Source organism: Streptomyces sp. NBC_01549 (assembly GCF_026339955.1).
Classification (GTDB): domain Bacteria; phylum Actinomycetota; class Actinomycetes; order Streptomycetales; family Streptomycetaceae; genus Streptomyces.
In genome coordinates this window covers 5,595,053-5,608,967 of sequence record NZ_JAPEPW010000001.1, presented here as the reverse complement: position 1 = coordinate 5,608,967, position 13,915 = coordinate 5,595,053, and the positions used below count along the sequence as shown (strand labels likewise).

At 68.3% G+C, this 13,915-nt stretch carries 12 protein-coding genes; 4 read left to right on the top strand and 8 right to left on the bottom strand.

Annotation, left to right across the window (positions count from 1 at the left end; genetic code table 11):
* Nucleotides 1-70: 70 nt before the first annotated feature.
* Nucleotides 71-901 carry a pectate lyase gene (locus OG819_RS24930; RefSeq protein ID WP_266651199.1) on the top strand — a complete coding sequence of 277 codons (831 nt, stop codon included), beginning with the start codon at nt 71-73 and terminating at the stop codon, nt 899-901.
* Nucleotides 902-991: 90 nt separating this feature from the next.
* Here OG819_RS24930 and OG819_RS24925 read toward each other — a convergent pair whose 3' ends face one another.
* Nucleotides 992-2,149 (bottom strand): right-handed parallel beta-helix repeat-containing protein, encoded by a 1,158-nt coding sequence (locus tag OG819_RS24925; RefSeq protein WP_266651198.1) that lies wholly within the window; start codon nt 2,147-2,149, stop codon nt 992-994.
* 235 nt (nt 2,150-2,384) lie between these two features.
* Between OG819_RS24925 and OG819_RS24920 the strand changes: the two genes are divergently transcribed.
* Complete coding sequence (locus OG819_RS24920; RefSeq protein ID WP_266651197.1) at nt 2,385-4,604, top strand: family 43 glycosylhydrolase; 2,220 nt, start codon at nt 2,385-2,387, stop codon at nt 4,602-4,604.
* Nucleotides 4,605-4,607: 3 nt separating this feature from the next.
* Here OG819_RS24920 and OG819_RS24915 read toward each other — a convergent pair whose 3' ends face one another.
* Nucleotides 4,608-5,402, bottom strand: a complete 795-nt coding sequence (locus tag OG819_RS24915; protein WP_266651196.1) for an HAD family acid phosphatase — start codon at nt 5,400-5,402, stop codon at nt 4,608-4,610.
* Between the two features lie 274 nt (nt 5,403-5,676).
* Between OG819_RS24915 and OG819_RS24910 the strand changes: the two genes are divergently transcribed.
* Both OG819_RS24910 and OG819_RS24905 read left to right on the top strand, forming a co-directional pair.
* Nucleotides 5,677-5,979, top strand: coding sequence for a hypothetical protein (locus OG819_RS24910; protein WP_266651195.1), 303 nt, complete (start codon nt 5,677-5,679; stop codon nt 5,977-5,979).
* Nucleotides 5,976-6,263: a hypothetical protein gene (locus OG819_RS24905; protein WP_266651194.1), complete on the top strand. Its 288-nt coding sequence runs from the start codon at nt 5,976-5,978 to the stop codon at nt 6,261-6,263. The genes OG819_RS24910 and OG819_RS24905 overlap by 4 nt, the downstream gene beginning before the upstream one ends.
* A 68-nt stretch (nt 6,264-6,331) precedes the next feature.
* Here the strand turns inward: OG819_RS24905 and OG819_RS24900 are convergent, their stop codons facing one another.
* The 6 genes from OG819_RS24900 to OG819_RS24875 all read right to left on the bottom strand — a co-directional run bounded on the left by OG819_RS24900 (nt 6,332) and on the right by OG819_RS24875 (nt 13,892).
* The gene (locus OG819_RS24900) at nt 6,332-7,444 is read right to left on the bottom strand and encodes a chondroitinase-B domain-containing protein (protein WP_266651193.1); all 1,113 of its coding nucleotides are present in this window, start codon (nt 7,442-7,444) and stop codon (nt 6,332-6,334) included.
* Nucleotides 7,445-7,506: 62 nt separating this feature from the next.
* A complete protein-coding gene (locus OG819_RS24895) occupies nt 7,507-8,523 on the bottom strand; it encodes a pectinesterase family protein (protein WP_266651192.1) in 1,017 nt (338 codons plus the stop codon).
* Between the two features lie 2 nt (nt 8,524-8,525).
* The gene (locus tag OG819_RS24890) at nt 8,526-9,713 is read right to left on the bottom strand and encodes a pectinesterase family protein (RefSeq protein WP_266651191.1); all 1,188 of its coding nucleotides are present in this window, start codon (nt 9,711-9,713) and stop codon (nt 8,526-8,528) included.
* Nucleotides 9,714-9,897: 184 nt separating this feature from the next.
* Nucleotides 9,898-11,232, bottom strand: coding sequence for a pectate lyase (locus OG819_RS24885; protein ID WP_266651190.1), 1,335 nt, complete (start codon nt 11,230-11,232; stop codon nt 9,898-9,900).
* 359 nt (nt 11,233-11,591) lie between these two features.
* Entirely contained in the window at nt 11,592-12,386 is a 795-nt protein-coding gene (locus OG819_RS24880; RefSeq protein ID WP_266651189.1) for a rhamnogalacturonan acetylesterase, read from the bottom strand.
* Between the two features lie 168 nt (nt 12,387-12,554).
* Nucleotides 12,555-13,892, bottom strand: coding sequence for a sugar ABC transporter substrate-binding protein (locus OG819_RS24875; RefSeq protein ID WP_266651188.1), 1,338 nt, complete (start codon nt 13,890-13,892; stop codon nt 12,555-12,557).
* Nucleotides 13,893-13,915: the final 23 nt, after the last annotated feature.

Genomic DNA, 13,915 nt, shown 5'->3' with positions numbered 1-13,915 from the left:
CGGCAACCCTTTCCTCACCCGCGGCGACCAGGAGACGAACACGTCCCCTTCCCGCAAGGAATTCCGCTTCATGACTGCACGAGTTGAACAGCGCGTCCGGCACCGTCGTCGCCTCACCGGGCGGCGGACCGTGATCGGTGGCGTCACCGCCCTCGGCATCACCGGGGCCGCGCTCGTCACGACGTCGCTGCTGAGCACGGCGGGCGCGAGTTCCGTCTGGCCGACGGCCAACGGCAGCAAGGCGGTCTCGAAGACGATCTCGGTCTCGGGCACGTACGACGGCAAGCTGACGAAGTTCTTCGGCAGCGGCTCTCTCGGCACCTCCGACCAGTCGGAGAACCAGGGCCCGGTCTTCGAGCTGAAGGACGGCGCGGTCCTCAAGAACGTCATCATCGGCACCCCGGCCGCCGACGGCGTCCACTGTCTGGGCAGCTGCACGCTGCAGAACGTGTGGTGGCTGGACGTCGGCGAGGACGCGGCCACCTTCAAGGGCAAGTCGTCGTCCGCTCAGTACACCGTCATCGGCGGTGGCGCGCAGAAGGCCTCCGACAAGGTGTTCCAGTTCAACGGCGCCGGCAAGCTCAGCATCAGCGGCTTCCACGTGGAGAACTTCGGCAAGCTGGCGCGCTCCTGCGGCAACTGCAAGACGCAGTACAAGCGCACGATCGTGCTCAGCGACATCGACGCGACCGCCCCGGGCAAGGCGCTGGTCGGCATCAACTCCAACTTCGGCGACACGGCGACGCTGTCGAAGATCCGTGTCACCGGCGACACGAAGAAGAAGCTCAAGACCTGCGTGCGCTTCAAGGGCAACAGCACCGGTAAGGAGCCCACCGAGCTCGGCACCGGCGCGGACGGAACCTTCTGCAGGTTCACGTCATCTGACGTCACGTACAAGTAAGGGATCTGCTGGCCTGAGCCCCCCTCGGAGCCAGACAGAGGAACGCCCCCGCCGGTGACGACCGGCGGGGGCGTCTTCTTTCCTCGTGCCTCAGTTCATGGTCGAGCCGATGGTCGTCGAGCCCGTCGTCAGGAACGTTGTCGCGGGCAGCGAACCGCTCGACGAGCGGGCGCCGTACGCCGTGGTCGCGTCCGTCGACCTGAAGGACGGCGTCGAGGTGCCGCTGTCCCAGTTGTTGGCCGCGGAGACCGTGGCGGAGCCGAGCTTGTCCAGGCCGCCCTTGTTGCTCACCGCGAGGTTCCTGGCCAGGCGCGCCTTGCCCGTCGCGAAGAAGAAGCCCGCCTCGGTGTTGGCGTAGGCGGTGTTGCGGTTGAGGACGATGGCACCGGTGTTGGAGTTCTCGGTGAAGCCGTTGCCCGCGTTGTCCCAGGCCGCGTCGTTGTTCACGACGTGAGCGACCGAGGCCCCGCCGCCGCCGAGCTTGAAGCCGTTGCCGTTGCCCTCGAAGGCGGAGTCGTTCCAGCGGTTCTTGCCGTTGCCGTACGACCACGAGTGCTCGATGGTGATCGGCGAGGAGAACTGCCAGAGGTCGAGGCCGTCGTCCGCGTTGTTGTAGAGGCGCGCGCCGGTGACCTTGTTGCCGGTGCCGGAGCCGAACTTGATGGCGATGCCGTCGGCGTTCTGCCCGTGGTTCGCGGCGTCGTAGTTGCCGTAACTGTCCAGGTTCTGCACGAGGTTGTCGGTCGTTCCGTCGCCGCGCAGCGTGAAGCCCGAGTCGCCGTTGTTCGCGGTGACGAGGTTCTTGAAGACGCCGCCGACGGAGGAGGTGGCGACGAAGCCCTGGGCGGGCGAGTTCTGCCAGGTGAGGTTCTGGACGGTCCAGTAGTCGCCGTAGATCCCGGCCAGCCAGGAACCGGCGGCCGGCTTGGAACCGTCGATCTTCACCTTCTCGCTGCCGTACGCGGTGAGCGTGATCCGCGTGGAACCGGTGCCGTTCGCGGTCGACTTCAGCGTGGCCGTCGGGTAGTACGTGCCGCCGCGCACCTGGATGGTCGTACCCGCGGCGGCGTCGGCGACGGCCGTCTGGAGCTGCGCGGTGGTGGAGACGGTGACCGTGGTGGCGGCGGCCTGCGCCGAGCCGTTGTTCGCGAGGCCGAGGTAGACGCCACCCGCCCCCGCGGCGACGGCCACCGCGGCGGCGATCGAGAGCGTACGAGTCCTGCGGTGGCGTCCGGTGCTCACAAGCACGGGGGCGTTCCTTTCCTAGGGGGACGGGAGACGAAGCGGGCCGGAGGGGCCGCCCCGGCCCGCTTCTACTGCCTGGTCGCCGCCGTGGCGGGAAAAGTTGCCGAGGGCTCACGAAAGAGGTCGAAACTTTCGCTGGCCGTCGTGCCGCCTTCATCAATTGACGCGCTGTCCCCCACTGGCAACACTCCGAGAGCGCTTCCCCCACAGAATCCACCAGACTCCGACAGGATGTGTCATGCGACGCCGCACCGCCCGCGCGCTCCTGATCCCCGTCCTCGCGCTCCTCCTGGGCCTGCCGGCCGCCCCACCGAGCCCCGCGTCACCGTCACCTTCGGGAGCACCGCACGTGAACGAACCCAAGTACGCCGGCTATCTCTTCGCCTACTTCACCGGCGAGGGCACCGCCGACGGCGAGCAGATCCGCTACGCCCTCAGCCGCGGCAACGACCCGTTGCACTGGCGGGAGTTGAACGCGGGCCGGCCCGTCCTGACCTCCACCATCGGTGAGAAGGGTCTGCGCGACCCGTTCGTGATCCGCTCCCCCAAGGGCGACAAGTTCTTCCTCATCGCCACCGACCTGAAGATGTACCAGAACTCCAGCGGCACCTGGGACTACGTGCAGCGGCACGGCAGCAGATCCATCATGATCTGGGAGTCCACCGACCTGGTGCACTGGACCGACCAGCGCCTGGTGAAGGTCGCCCCCGACAACGCGGGCAACACCTGGGCGCCGGAGGCCTACTGGGACGACTCACTCGGTGAGTACGTCGTCTTCTGGGCGTCCAAGCTGTACGCCGACGACGACCCGGACCACACCGGATCGACGTACAACAAGATGCTGTACGCCACCACGAAGGACTTCCGCACCTTCAGCGAACCGAAGGTCTGGGACGACCCGGGCTACTCAGTGATCGACTCGACGGTCATCAAGAACAAGGGCAGTTACTACCGCTACACCAAGGACGAGCGCGATCCCAGCTCCTCCAGCCCCTGCTCGAAGTTCATCACCGGCGAGAAGTCGACCTCGCTGACCAGCACCACGTACGACTTCGTCTCGGACTGCATCGGCAGCGGCTCGATCGACCGCGGCGAGGGCCCGACGGTCTTCAAGTCCAACACCGAGAACAAGTGGTACCTGTTCATCGACGAGTACGGCAGCCGCGGTTACGTCCCCTTCGAGACGACCGACCTCGACTCGGGCAAGTGGACCATGTCGACGAACTACCAGCTGCCCGCGAGCCCCCGGCACGGCACGGTGATGCCCGTGACCCAGGCGGAGTACGACCGCCTGCTGGCCGCCTACCCGGTGACCGGCACGTCGGTCGTGGACGCGACCGCGAAGGGCCAGAACGGGTACGCGATCGTCACCGAGTCGGCCTCGAAGGTCGTCCTGCCGATGAAGCCGGACGCGGACCTCAGGCACCTGGCCCCCGCCCTCGCGGTCGGCGCGGGCGCGAAGATCAGCCCGGCCTCGGGCACACACCGGGACTTCCGCACCCCGCGCACGTACACCGTGACGGCCCCGGACGGGACGAGCCGGACCTGGACGGTGGAGGCGGTACCCACCCGCAGCCCGGTCCTGCCCGGCCTCAACGCCGACCCGGACGTCCACTACCTGGACGGCCAGTACTGGATCTATCCGACGACGGACGGCTACGCGGGCTGGAGCGGGACGAGCTTCAAGGCGTACTCGTCGAAGGACCTGGTCCACTGGAAGGACCACGGTGTGATCCTGGACCTGGGACCCGATGTGTCCTGGGCGGACAAGAACGCCTGGGCCCCGGCGATCGCCGAACGCGACGGCAAGTACTACTTCTACTTCTGTGCCGAGCAGCAGATCGGCGTGGCGGTGGCCGACTCCCCGGCCGGTCCCTTCAAGGACGCCCTGGGCAAACCCCTGGTCGCCAAGGGCCGGTTGACCGGCCAGATGATCGACCCGGCGGTGTTCACGGACGACGACGGTCAGTCGTACCTCTACTGGGGCAACGGCCACGGGTACGTGGTGCCGCTGAACGCCGACATGGTGTCGTTCGACGCCTCGAAGGTGCGGGACACCACGCAGCCCGACTTCCGTGAGGGATCCTTCGTCGTCAAGCGGCAGGGCACGTACTACTTCATGTGGTCCGAGGACGACACCCGCAGCGAGGACTACCACGTCGCCTACGCGACCGGACCGTCCCCGCTCGGTCCGTGGACCAAGCGGGGCACGATCCTGTCCAAGCGCCCGGAGTACGGCATCAAGGGCACCGGACACCACTCCGTGGTGAACGTCCCCGGCACCGACGACTGGTACATCGTCTACCACCGGTTCGCCCTGAACGGCCCCGGGAAGGCGGGCGGGGACGGCACGCACCGGGAGACCACCATCGACCGCATGGAGTTCGCGGCCGACGGATCGATCGAACCGGTAGTGCCGACCCTGGGGTCGATCCGCCCCGTGCGGACCGAGTACTGAGTACTAGCTGACGAAGTACGTCGGGTTCGGGACCTTGAACGTCTTGTCGGCGTAGCCGCCGTCGAGGTCGGAGTACTGGTCGCCGACGTTGGCGACGATGTCGTACCCGAGGGACTCGATGTGCTTACGGGTGCCGGACTTGTACTGCACGGTGGTGCAGTTCCAGGCGGCGGCCGTGGCGCAGGCGCTCAGGTAGGCCGGCGGGTTGGCCGCGTCCTTGAGGAACATGTGGGCGGCGTCGAGGTTGATGTCGGCGCCGACCTTCTTCAGGTTCGCGACCGCGTCGACGCGCTGCGACTCCTTCAGGCCCGAGTTGTAGAAGACCTCGACGCCCTTGGACTTGGCGTACGCGACGAGTTCCGGGGTGCCGAAGACGGCCGGACGGTCGGCCTGCGCCACGTACGCCGCCCAGGAGGCCGAGTTGTACGTGTAGTTGGTCTTCTTCTCGTAGTCGAGGGACAGCAGCAGCGTGTCGTCGATGTCGAAGACGACGGCGGGCTTCTGACCCCGGTGCTTCGCCTTGTGCGCCGCCTTGTCGATGTAACGCTTGGCGTCCGACTCCAGGCGCGACAGGTCCTTGGCGTACTGGCTGTCCTTGGACGCCTGGTACACGCCGTTGCTGTCGAGCGTGGTGCCGTAGTAAGTGTCGATGTCCTTGACCAGGAGCCCGATGTTGTAGGGCTCGTGAGTCGAGTTGGCCGTCGACTGGCCGGCCGTGGCGACGCCCGTGCCGTAGAGGGCGCCACCGGCGACGGCACAAGCGGCAGCGATGGCTGCCGCTCTGAGGGATTTCCGCATGGATTCTCCGGATCTGAGTGATGGGTGACCAGGTCATTCCGGACCAGGTCAGGAACTGTCTACGCGCATCACGCATGCCATGCGAGAGGCTTTATCCGATCGAGACCTCACTCACGGACGACCTCTCCCCGGATTCATTGCCCGCAGGTGGCGCCGACTTGACCTTCTCTTGAACCGGCTCTCCCAGGGTCGGAACGCACATGCGAACGATGCGTCGGACGGGGAGAGCCGCTGCGAATGGGCCGCCCTCGCCCGGGTTTTCATACCGCGGTTCGTGGAGATCGAGAGCTGCGTGCTCTGGGACCGTGTCTACGATCCGGCGAACTTCCGCATCTGGCAGGACCAGTTGCAGGGTGACGCCACATCGATCGAGGCCACGTTGAACGAATTCCGGCTGTGGGAGTACATCGACATTCCGGAAGACAGCGAGTCCGAGGCCGGCGGCCTCGCCCTGGCGGAGGAGATCGCGGTTTCCTGGCGCCGGTGCCTGAGCGAGACGTTCCCCGACCGTGCCTTCGCCGTCGTGGCCTCCGCGACGGAGGACGGCCCCGTCGTGGGTTTCGTGACGATCCGGTGAACCCGCACGGCCCCTCGCCGGTCCTCCTCGCCGTGTTCCTGCTGGGCGGCCTGGTCGCCCTCTGGTGCGGGGTGAGCTGGGCGTTCGACGTGCGGGGGATCACCACCCGGCGCTCCGAGCGGATTCGCCGTAAGAACGAGGAGAGCTGGGCGGCGATGGGGCGCCTGGGTGGGTCGCCCACGCTTTTCGCGACCCCTGGCTATCTCCGGCTCCTGGGTGCGCTGATGGCGTTCGCCGGTGGGATCCTGTGCGTGGTGGCGTACGCCCTGTGGCACTTGGGCTGAGAACGCGTCGGCGTAGGTGCGGGAAGCGGTCGGTCCTGCCGCTTCCCGCACGGAACGGTTGCCGAGAGCTAGTTCATCGTGGCGCCGATCGTCGTGCTGCCCGTCGTCAGGAACGTCGTCGCGGGCAGTGAGCCGTCGGACTTGCGGGAGTTGTACGTCGTCGACGCGTCCGTGGAGACGAAGGACGGGGTGGAGATGCCCGAGTCCCAGTTGTTGCCGGAGGACGTGACCGAGGAGCCCTTGGAGATGGCCGCGCTACCGTTGCCGACGGCCAGGTTCTTGCCGAGCTTCGCGGAGCTGGTGGCGAAGTAGTAGCCGTACTTGCCGTTGGCGTACGCGGTGGTGCGGTTGATCACGATCGAGCCGGTGTTGGAGTTCTCGGTGAAGCCGTTGCCCGCGTCGTCCCAGGCGGCGGAGTTGTTGACGACGTGCGCGACGACCTCGCCGTCGCCGCCCAGTTTGTAGCCGTTGCCGTCGCCCGCGAAGGCCGAGTCGCCCCAGCGGTTCTTCCCGTTGCCGAAGGACCAGGTGTGCTCGACGGTGACGGGCGACGAGAAGGACCAGAAGTCGATGCCGTCGTCCGAGTTGTTGTACAGGCGGGCGCCGGTGATCAGGTTGCCGGTGCCCGAGCCGAACTTCACCGCGACGCCGTCCGCGTTCTCGCCATGGGTGGCGGCGTCGTAGTTGCCGTACGAGTCGAGGTTCTTGACCGTGTTGTTGACGGTGCCGTCACCCGTGAGCGTGAAGCCGGAGTCGCCGCCGTTGATGGTCTTGATGTTGTTCCAGTTCGTGCCGGTGCAGGACTGGCAGACGACCGCGCTGTCCGGGGAGTTCTGGAAGGTGAGGTTGGAGACGTTCCAGTAGTCGGCGGTCAGCTTGAAGATCCAGTCCCCGGCGGGCAGCGACGAGCCGTCGATCTTCACCGTCTCCGAGCCGTACGCCTGGAGGGTGACGGGGCTCGACGAGGTGCCGTTGGCGGTCGACTGGAGGGTGGCCGTCGGGTGGTACGTGCCGGCGCGCACCTGGATGACGGTGCCGGCGGTGGCGTTCTTGATGGCGCTGGTGAGGTCGGCCGTGGTGCTGACGACGACGGTCGCCGCCTGGGCCTGGGTGGGCAGAACGGCTAGTCCGGCGCCGAGCGCCAGGGTGGCGCCCAGAGCGAGAGCGGTTCGACGAGACATGGAGTGCGGTCCTTTCGTCGATGCGGGTGGGTGGAGCTACCGCGGTGGTCGGTGCGGGGACATCACGGGCGCCAGTCGCCGAGATACACCGCACGCGTGTGCGACGCGGCTTCCGTGTCCGTGAGCTGGGGACGGTTCTCCGGGACGGTGATCTCCGCGCCGGGACCGGTGTCGCGGTACTCGCGAAAGCGCATGGACTGCCAGGGGTAGGCCGCGCGCATGTCGACGTAGGGCGCCACCGCGTCGATGCCGGGGCCGAGTTCCGTCTCCCGTACGACCAGGGACGGCCAGGCCGTCGTCTCGTACGACGGCACCCACGGCCGCGCGATCTTGTACGCCCCGTCCTCCGCGCCGGAGGTGACCCGGCTGCGGACCGCCAGGAAGCCGTGCGGGTTGGCGCGGGCCGTGGAGGGCGCGAAGACCATCCCCTCGGGCTTGAAAGCGACGTCCCGGTCGAGGGTGTGGAAGTGGCAGCGCTCGAAGACGGCGGTGGCCCGCCCGAAGACGAAGTCGACGTCGCCCTCGATGTAGCAGTCGCGGTAGTACTGGCGGTCGAAGGCGGTCAGGGCCGTCGTGTCCGCGAACAGGGTGTCCTGGTGTGCCACCAGACGGACGCGGGTGAAGGACGAGCGGTCCCCGGTGACGTACGCCGCCACCGCCTGCGTCCCGGTGATGTCCGGGTGGTCCGCGCGCAGCCAGTCGTTGGCGAGCGTCAGCCCGTGCACCGTGAGCCCCCGCGCCGCCGAGGTGAAGGTGGCGGAGCCCGCGGTGCCGTACGTCCCCGAGCCGTCCGGCTTCCGGGTCCCGTTGGCGCGGTCGAAGACGATGACGGCGTCGCGCGGGTCGCGGGTGGCGCCACGCAGTGTCAGGCCGACCTTGTCGGCGGGGATGTTCACGACCTCGCGGTACGTGCCCGGGTGCACGACGATCGTCCAGCCGGCGCCGGTCACCGCGTCGACGGCGGCCTGGACCGAGTCACCGGGGCAGACGTGCAGCACCCGGCGTCCGCCCGCGAAGGCGGGAGTCGCACCGAGGACCGTGAGAGCACCGGCCGTGGCGAGGAAGGCGCGTCGGCGCATCTTCAGCACCCCTTCCACGGCGTCCAGTCGCCGAGGTACGCCTCGCGGGTCGCCGACTCGGCCTCGTCGGGGCTCAGTTGGGGACGGTTCTCGGGGATCGTGATCGCGGCCCCCGGACCCGTGTTCCGGTACTCGGCGAAGCGCTGGCTCTGCCAGGGGTAGGTGTCCGCCATGTCGGTGTAGGGCGCGACCGCGTCGATCCCCGCGGCGAGGCGGGTGTCGCGGACGGTCAGCATCGGCCGGGCGGTGGTGTCCGAGCCGGGCACCCAGGGGCGGGCGAGCTTGTAGTACGCGTCGGGGGCCGCGCTGCTGACACGGCTGTCGGTGACCAGGTATCCGCGCGGGTTGGCGAGGGCGGTGGAGGGGGCGAAGACGAAGCCGTACGGGGCGGATGCCAGGTCGGTGCGGTCCAGGGTGCGGAAGTGGCAGCACTCGAAGACGGCGGTCGCCCGGCCGAAGACGAAGTCCACGTCACCCTCGACGTAACAGTCGCGGTAGTACTGGCGGGCGAAGGTGCCGAGCGCCGTCGAGTCGGCGTACAGCGTGTCCTGGTGGCCCAGGAACCGGCACCCCACGAAGGCCGAGCGGTCGCCCTGGACCTTGATGGCGACGGCCTGGGTGCCGGTGATCTCGGGGTGGTCGGCGCGCAGGAAGTCGTTGGCGAAGGTGATCGAGCGGGCGGTGAACCCGTCGGCCTGCACGGTGGTGGTGGCCGACCCGGTGGTCCCGTAGGTGCCGCCGCCGGGTTTCGGGGTGCCGTTGGCGTTGTCGTACACGACGACGACGTCACGCGGGTCCCCGGAGGCGCCGATCCAGGTCATCTCCGTACGGGCGACGCTGACGGCGACCGTCTCGCGGTACGTTCCCGGCGCGATGACCAGGTTGTATCCCGCCCCGCTCGCGGCGCTGACGGCGGCCTGGACGGTGGTGTGGTCGCCGAGGCCGCCGGGGTGGACGTACAGGGTCCGCTCGGTGAGCCGGGCGGACGGCGAACCGTGACGCCCGAAGGGGGAACTCCGCTGGGGCCGGGTCTGGGCCCGCGCGGGGGTGGCGAGGCCGAGCGCGAGAGCGGCTCCGGCGCTGGTGACAAGGAAGGTTCTACGGCTGGGGATGGCAGGACTGGAGGTGGTGGTGCCGGGGGTGTCGGTGCGGGGGGTGTCGGTGCCGGGCGTGTTGGTGCGGGAGAGCATGGCGATGCTCCTTCGCTGTGCCGCGAGGCTCAGCGGCCTCGCGGGCTCTGCGGGAGGGACGAGGGGCCGGAGCGGCGCGCCCTGGGTGACGGGCGGTGCGGAGCCGCTCCGGCCTGACCGGGAGGGCTGGAGCGGAGCCGGGCCGACCGGGTCAGCCGGTCGACCCGGTCAGCTGGTCAGCTGGTCAGCAGATCTTTCCGGCGCCCGCCCCGTGATCCACGATCCGCGGCACCGCCCTCGGAGAGTCGACCTTCGTCCGCAGGGTCGGCGTCCATCCGGCCCCGGACTGCAGTGTCTCCGCGGGGATCTCCGCGTTGTGCACGGCGATCAGGTCGGTGGCCACCCCGTTGACGTAGTTGTCCGCGGCGGTGAGCGGCGCCTCCTTCCACTTCTTCAGGACGGTCGCCGCGCTGACCCCGGCGGGCAGCGTGAACGCGTTGTGCTCGGCGACGAGTTGGGACTCCATGCCGATGCCGTAGCTGTAGGAGAAGCCGTCGTCCGCGACGAAGTGGTTGTTGTACGAGTCGACCTGGCCGAAGCGCACGCGGGGCGCGCGCTCGACGAGGTTCGAGAACAGGTTGTGGTGGAAGGTGACCTTGAGGTGGCCCCGGTCGACCGCCGCGGTGGACGCGCTGTCGCTGTTGCCGATGAGGATCGTCTTGTCGTGGTCGGTGAAGACGTTCCAGGAGGCGGTCACGTAGTCCGCGCCCTTGACGATGTCCAGCTCGCCGTCGTGCTGCTCGAAGATCCGGCCGAAGTACGTGGGCAGCGTGCTGTCGGGGTGGTCTCCGTCGGTGAAGGTGTTGTGGTCCAGCCAGATGTGCGTGGAGCCGTAGACCACCGCGCTGTCGTACTCGGAGTTCCAGTTGCCGACGGAGGTGTCGGTCGGGTCCCACTGCGGGAAGCAGTCGAGCGGGCTCTCGAAGGTGAGGTTGCGGACGATGACGTTGTCCACGGCCTTGATCTGAAGGCTGGCGCCCTTGAACCCCGCGTTCTTGCCGAGGCCGACGAGGGTGGTGTTGGCGGGGATCTCCGCCTTGATGGCGGTGTCCTGGTTGGCGGCGGAGGCGCGGCGCAGGCCTTCGGGGCTGTCGTCGGGCTCCGCGTCCAGATTGGTGCCGTATCCCCAGTTCTCCGGCGAGTACTTCCGCAGGTAGGCGTCGAAGTCGTAGCCCGGCGCGGCGAAGGAGTCGCAGCCCTCGGCGTTGGCGTCGATCGTACCCTTCACCCGGATGATCTTCGGAGCGGTACCGCCGTCCTTGAGCGCGGCCTTGAACTCGGCCCAGGTGGTGACGGTGTACACGTGAGCGGCGTCGGCCGCCGCACCGCCGGAGGTTCCCGTGCCGTCCGAGGCCCAGCCGTCACCGGCGGCAAGGGTTCCCCGCCCGAGGTCGCCCGACCGGGCCTGGGCCTGGGCGGTGGTGCCGGTGACGGCGAGGGCCAGAGCGGTGCAACCGACCAGCAGGGCCGTCGCCGCCGGCCCCGGTGTGGCATGCGCATGCCATCTTTGTGTCTTCACCGGATCCCTCCGAGGGTGCCCCGGCCTTCAGGCCGGGGAGGTATCGAACACCTGTACAGCAGGGCAGGAACAGCCGGTTCGCCTCCAGGGCGGACCGGCGTGCTGCTAGCGTGATTCGCAGACGATGCGTCGCGAGAGCCAAGCACGCGGAGTCTCCTTCAAGTTGTGTGACCTTGCAGCAAATGAGCTGCCCGGGCTGGTTTCAACCCGGCTGGTGTTGATCGTGGAAGACCTGACGGACCGCCGGTCCGAGAGGCTGCGTGAGCCAGGAATCCCCCCGCTTCAGCTGGGGGAGGATTCAAGGAGGTGAGGATTCAATGCGCGGCTCTCCTTCTGGCTGAGGGTTCTGTGGAAGGGGGTTACGCGGTGGCGTCGGGCCAGGTGATCCAGGACTCGGGGACTTCCTCGTCCAGCCGGCGCACGTCCCGGTGTGCCAGCACCCGGCGGTGCAGCAGCTCGGCCGCGACGAGCCGGGCCACGGCGATCGCACCCGGCGGGTTGAAGTGGGTGTTGTCCTGCTCGGTCGCGGTCCAGTTGAAGTACTTCTTGGTCTCCTCGACGCCGAGCCCCTGCCACAGGGCGATCGACAGGGCCTGGATGTCGAGCAGCGCCACGCACTCCTCCTCGGCGAGGGCGCGCACCGCCGCCGGGTAGTCGCCGTGGGTCGGCACGGCGTTGCCGTCCACGTCGAACTTTCTGCGCTCCACGGAGGTGGCGAGCACCGGCCGCGCGCCACGGGCCCGCGCCCCGTCGACGTACTGCCGCAGGTAGTCCTGGTACGTCGTCCAGGGTTCGGTGTAGCGCGTCGGGTCGGCGCTCTTCTCGTCGTTGTGCCCGAACTGGATGAGCAGGAAGTCGCCGGGGCGGATCGCCCCGAGGATGACGTCGAGGCGCCCCTCGTCGACGAAACTCTTCGAACTCCGCCCGTTCACTGCGTGGTTGGCGACGCCCAGGTGCTCCCGCAGGAAGAACGGAAGCGCCATACCCCACCCGGTCTCGGGCGCGGCGTCCGCGTACTTATGGGCGGCGGTGGAGTCGCCGGCGATGTAGAGGGTGCGGCGACGCTGGGCGGCCTGTGCGGTGCCGGTTGCCGCAAGGCCGACGGGAACGGCGGCAAGAGCCGCCGAGGTGACCTGTCTACGCGTAAGGGACACGAACGTGCGCCTTTCAAGCAGAGGGGGACCCGCACCCCGTCTTTTAGGGGCGCGGGGCTGCATCAATGTGCGGCTCCGCCGCGTGGGCGCGACCAGCCACACCCGGCCCGCGGTCGCCACGCAACCTCAAAGACCACGAACCGACCGCACCCGGCCCAACCAGCGGAGCTAGTGGTTCGCCTTCCAGTCCGCCTGCGCCTTGTTCAACTGGTCGGCCACCGTGTCCAGGAACTGCTTCGCGCTCATCTTCCCGAGCAGCAGCTTCTGGAAGTTCGGCTCGTTGTCGGACTTGGAGATCGTGTTCCAGTCCGGCAGGTAATACGGCAGCTGCACGATCTTGGTACCGGCCCCGTTCAGCGCCTCCGCGGCCAGCTTCGTGGGCTCGGCCTGCTGGATCCACGCGTCCTTCGCGGCGTCGGTGTTCGCCGGGACCTGCCCCGCCGACTCGTTGAACTTGGAGTTCTCCGCCGCCGAGACGGCGAACTCGATGAACTTCCAGGCGGCCGCCTTGTTCTTGCTGGACTTGAACAGGCTCATCCCGTCGACCGGGTTGGACACCTGCACGCGCGCGCCGCTGTCCAGCGTCGGGTTCGGGATACCGCGGAACTTCTCCGCGCCCAGCGCCTTCACGTGGTCCTGGTAGGAGCCGAGGTTGTGGCTGAGCATGCCGATGGTGCCGCTGTCCCACTGGGCGACCATCTTGGTGAAGTCGTTGTTGACGTCGGCGGACGGGGTGTCCTTCTTGTACAGGGCGATGTACTTCTCGAGGGCGGCGACGTTCTTCGGGTCGTTGACGGTGGTCTTGTCGCCGTTCCAGAACGAGGTGATACCGGTCTGGCCGTACACCGCGTCGAGGGCCGGCGCGATGGCCCCCTCGCCGCCCCGGATGGTGAAGCCGAACTTGTTCTTGCCCTTGTCGGTGAGCTTGTCGGCGGCGTCGTAGAACTTCGACCAGGTGGTCGGGGCGTCCAGGCCCGCCGCCTTGAACAGATCCGTCCGGTACCACAGCGTGCCGTTGTTGGCGGAGGTCGGCACCTGGTAGAGGGTGTCACCGCCGCCCGCGGACCGGCTGACGTCGAGCAGGTTCTGGCTCAGCTTGCCGTTCAGCGAGCTCCCCTTGAGCCGGCTGTCCAGCGGCTCCAGCGCTCCCTGGACGGCGGCCTCGGCGAGCATCGCGGTACCCACGCCGCCGACGTCCGGCAGGCCGCCGCCCTGGATGGCGGTGTCGTACTTCGACTGGGCGCTCGCCGCCGGGATGCCGACGTACTTGACCTTGATGTCCGGGTACTTCTTCTCGAAGTCCGCGATGATCTGCTTCCAGATGTCGGTGCGGACGCCGCCGTTGTTGTCCCAGAAGGTGATCTCGCCCTTGCCGGAGCCCTCGGTGCCCTTGTCGCCCGCCGCGCCGCTGCCGTTGTCGCCGCAGGCGGTGGCGGTGAGCGCGAGTACGGAGCCCAGGGCGACGACCGTCGCGGCACGCCCGGTTCTGTGAATGTTGATCTTCATTGATCGGCTCTCTTCTTCTGGCT

Excerpts from the sequence above, each read along its gene's own strand:
- OG819_RS24920 (WP_266651197.1), top strand. The coding sequence starts at position 2,385 with ATGCGACGCCGCACCGCCCGCGCGCTCCTGATCCCCGTCCTCGCGCTC.
- OG819_RS24930 (WP_266651199.1), top strand. The coding sequence starts at position 71 with ATGACTGCACGAGTTGAACAGCGCGTCCGGCACCGTCGTCGCCTCACC.
- OG819_RS24890 (WP_266651191.1), bottom strand. The coding sequence starts at position 9,713 with ATGCTCTCCCGCACCAACACGCCCGGCACCGACACCCCCCGCACCGAC.
- OG819_RS24915 (WP_266651196.1), bottom strand. The coding sequence starts at position 5,402 with ATGCGGAAATCCCTCAGAGCGGCAGCCATCGCTGCCGCTTGTGCCGTC.
- OG819_RS24895 (WP_266651192.1), bottom strand. The coding sequence starts at position 8,523 with ATGCGCCGACGCGCCTTCCTCGCCACGGCCGGTGCTCTCACGGTCCTC.
- OG819_RS24875 (WP_266651188.1), bottom strand. The coding sequence starts at position 13,892 with ATGAAGATCAACATTCACAGAACCGGGCGTGCCGCGACGGTCGTCGCC.
- OG819_RS24900 (WP_266651193.1), bottom strand. The coding sequence starts at position 7,444 with ATGTCTCGTCGAACCGCTCTCGCTCTGGGCGCCACCCTGGCGCTCGGC.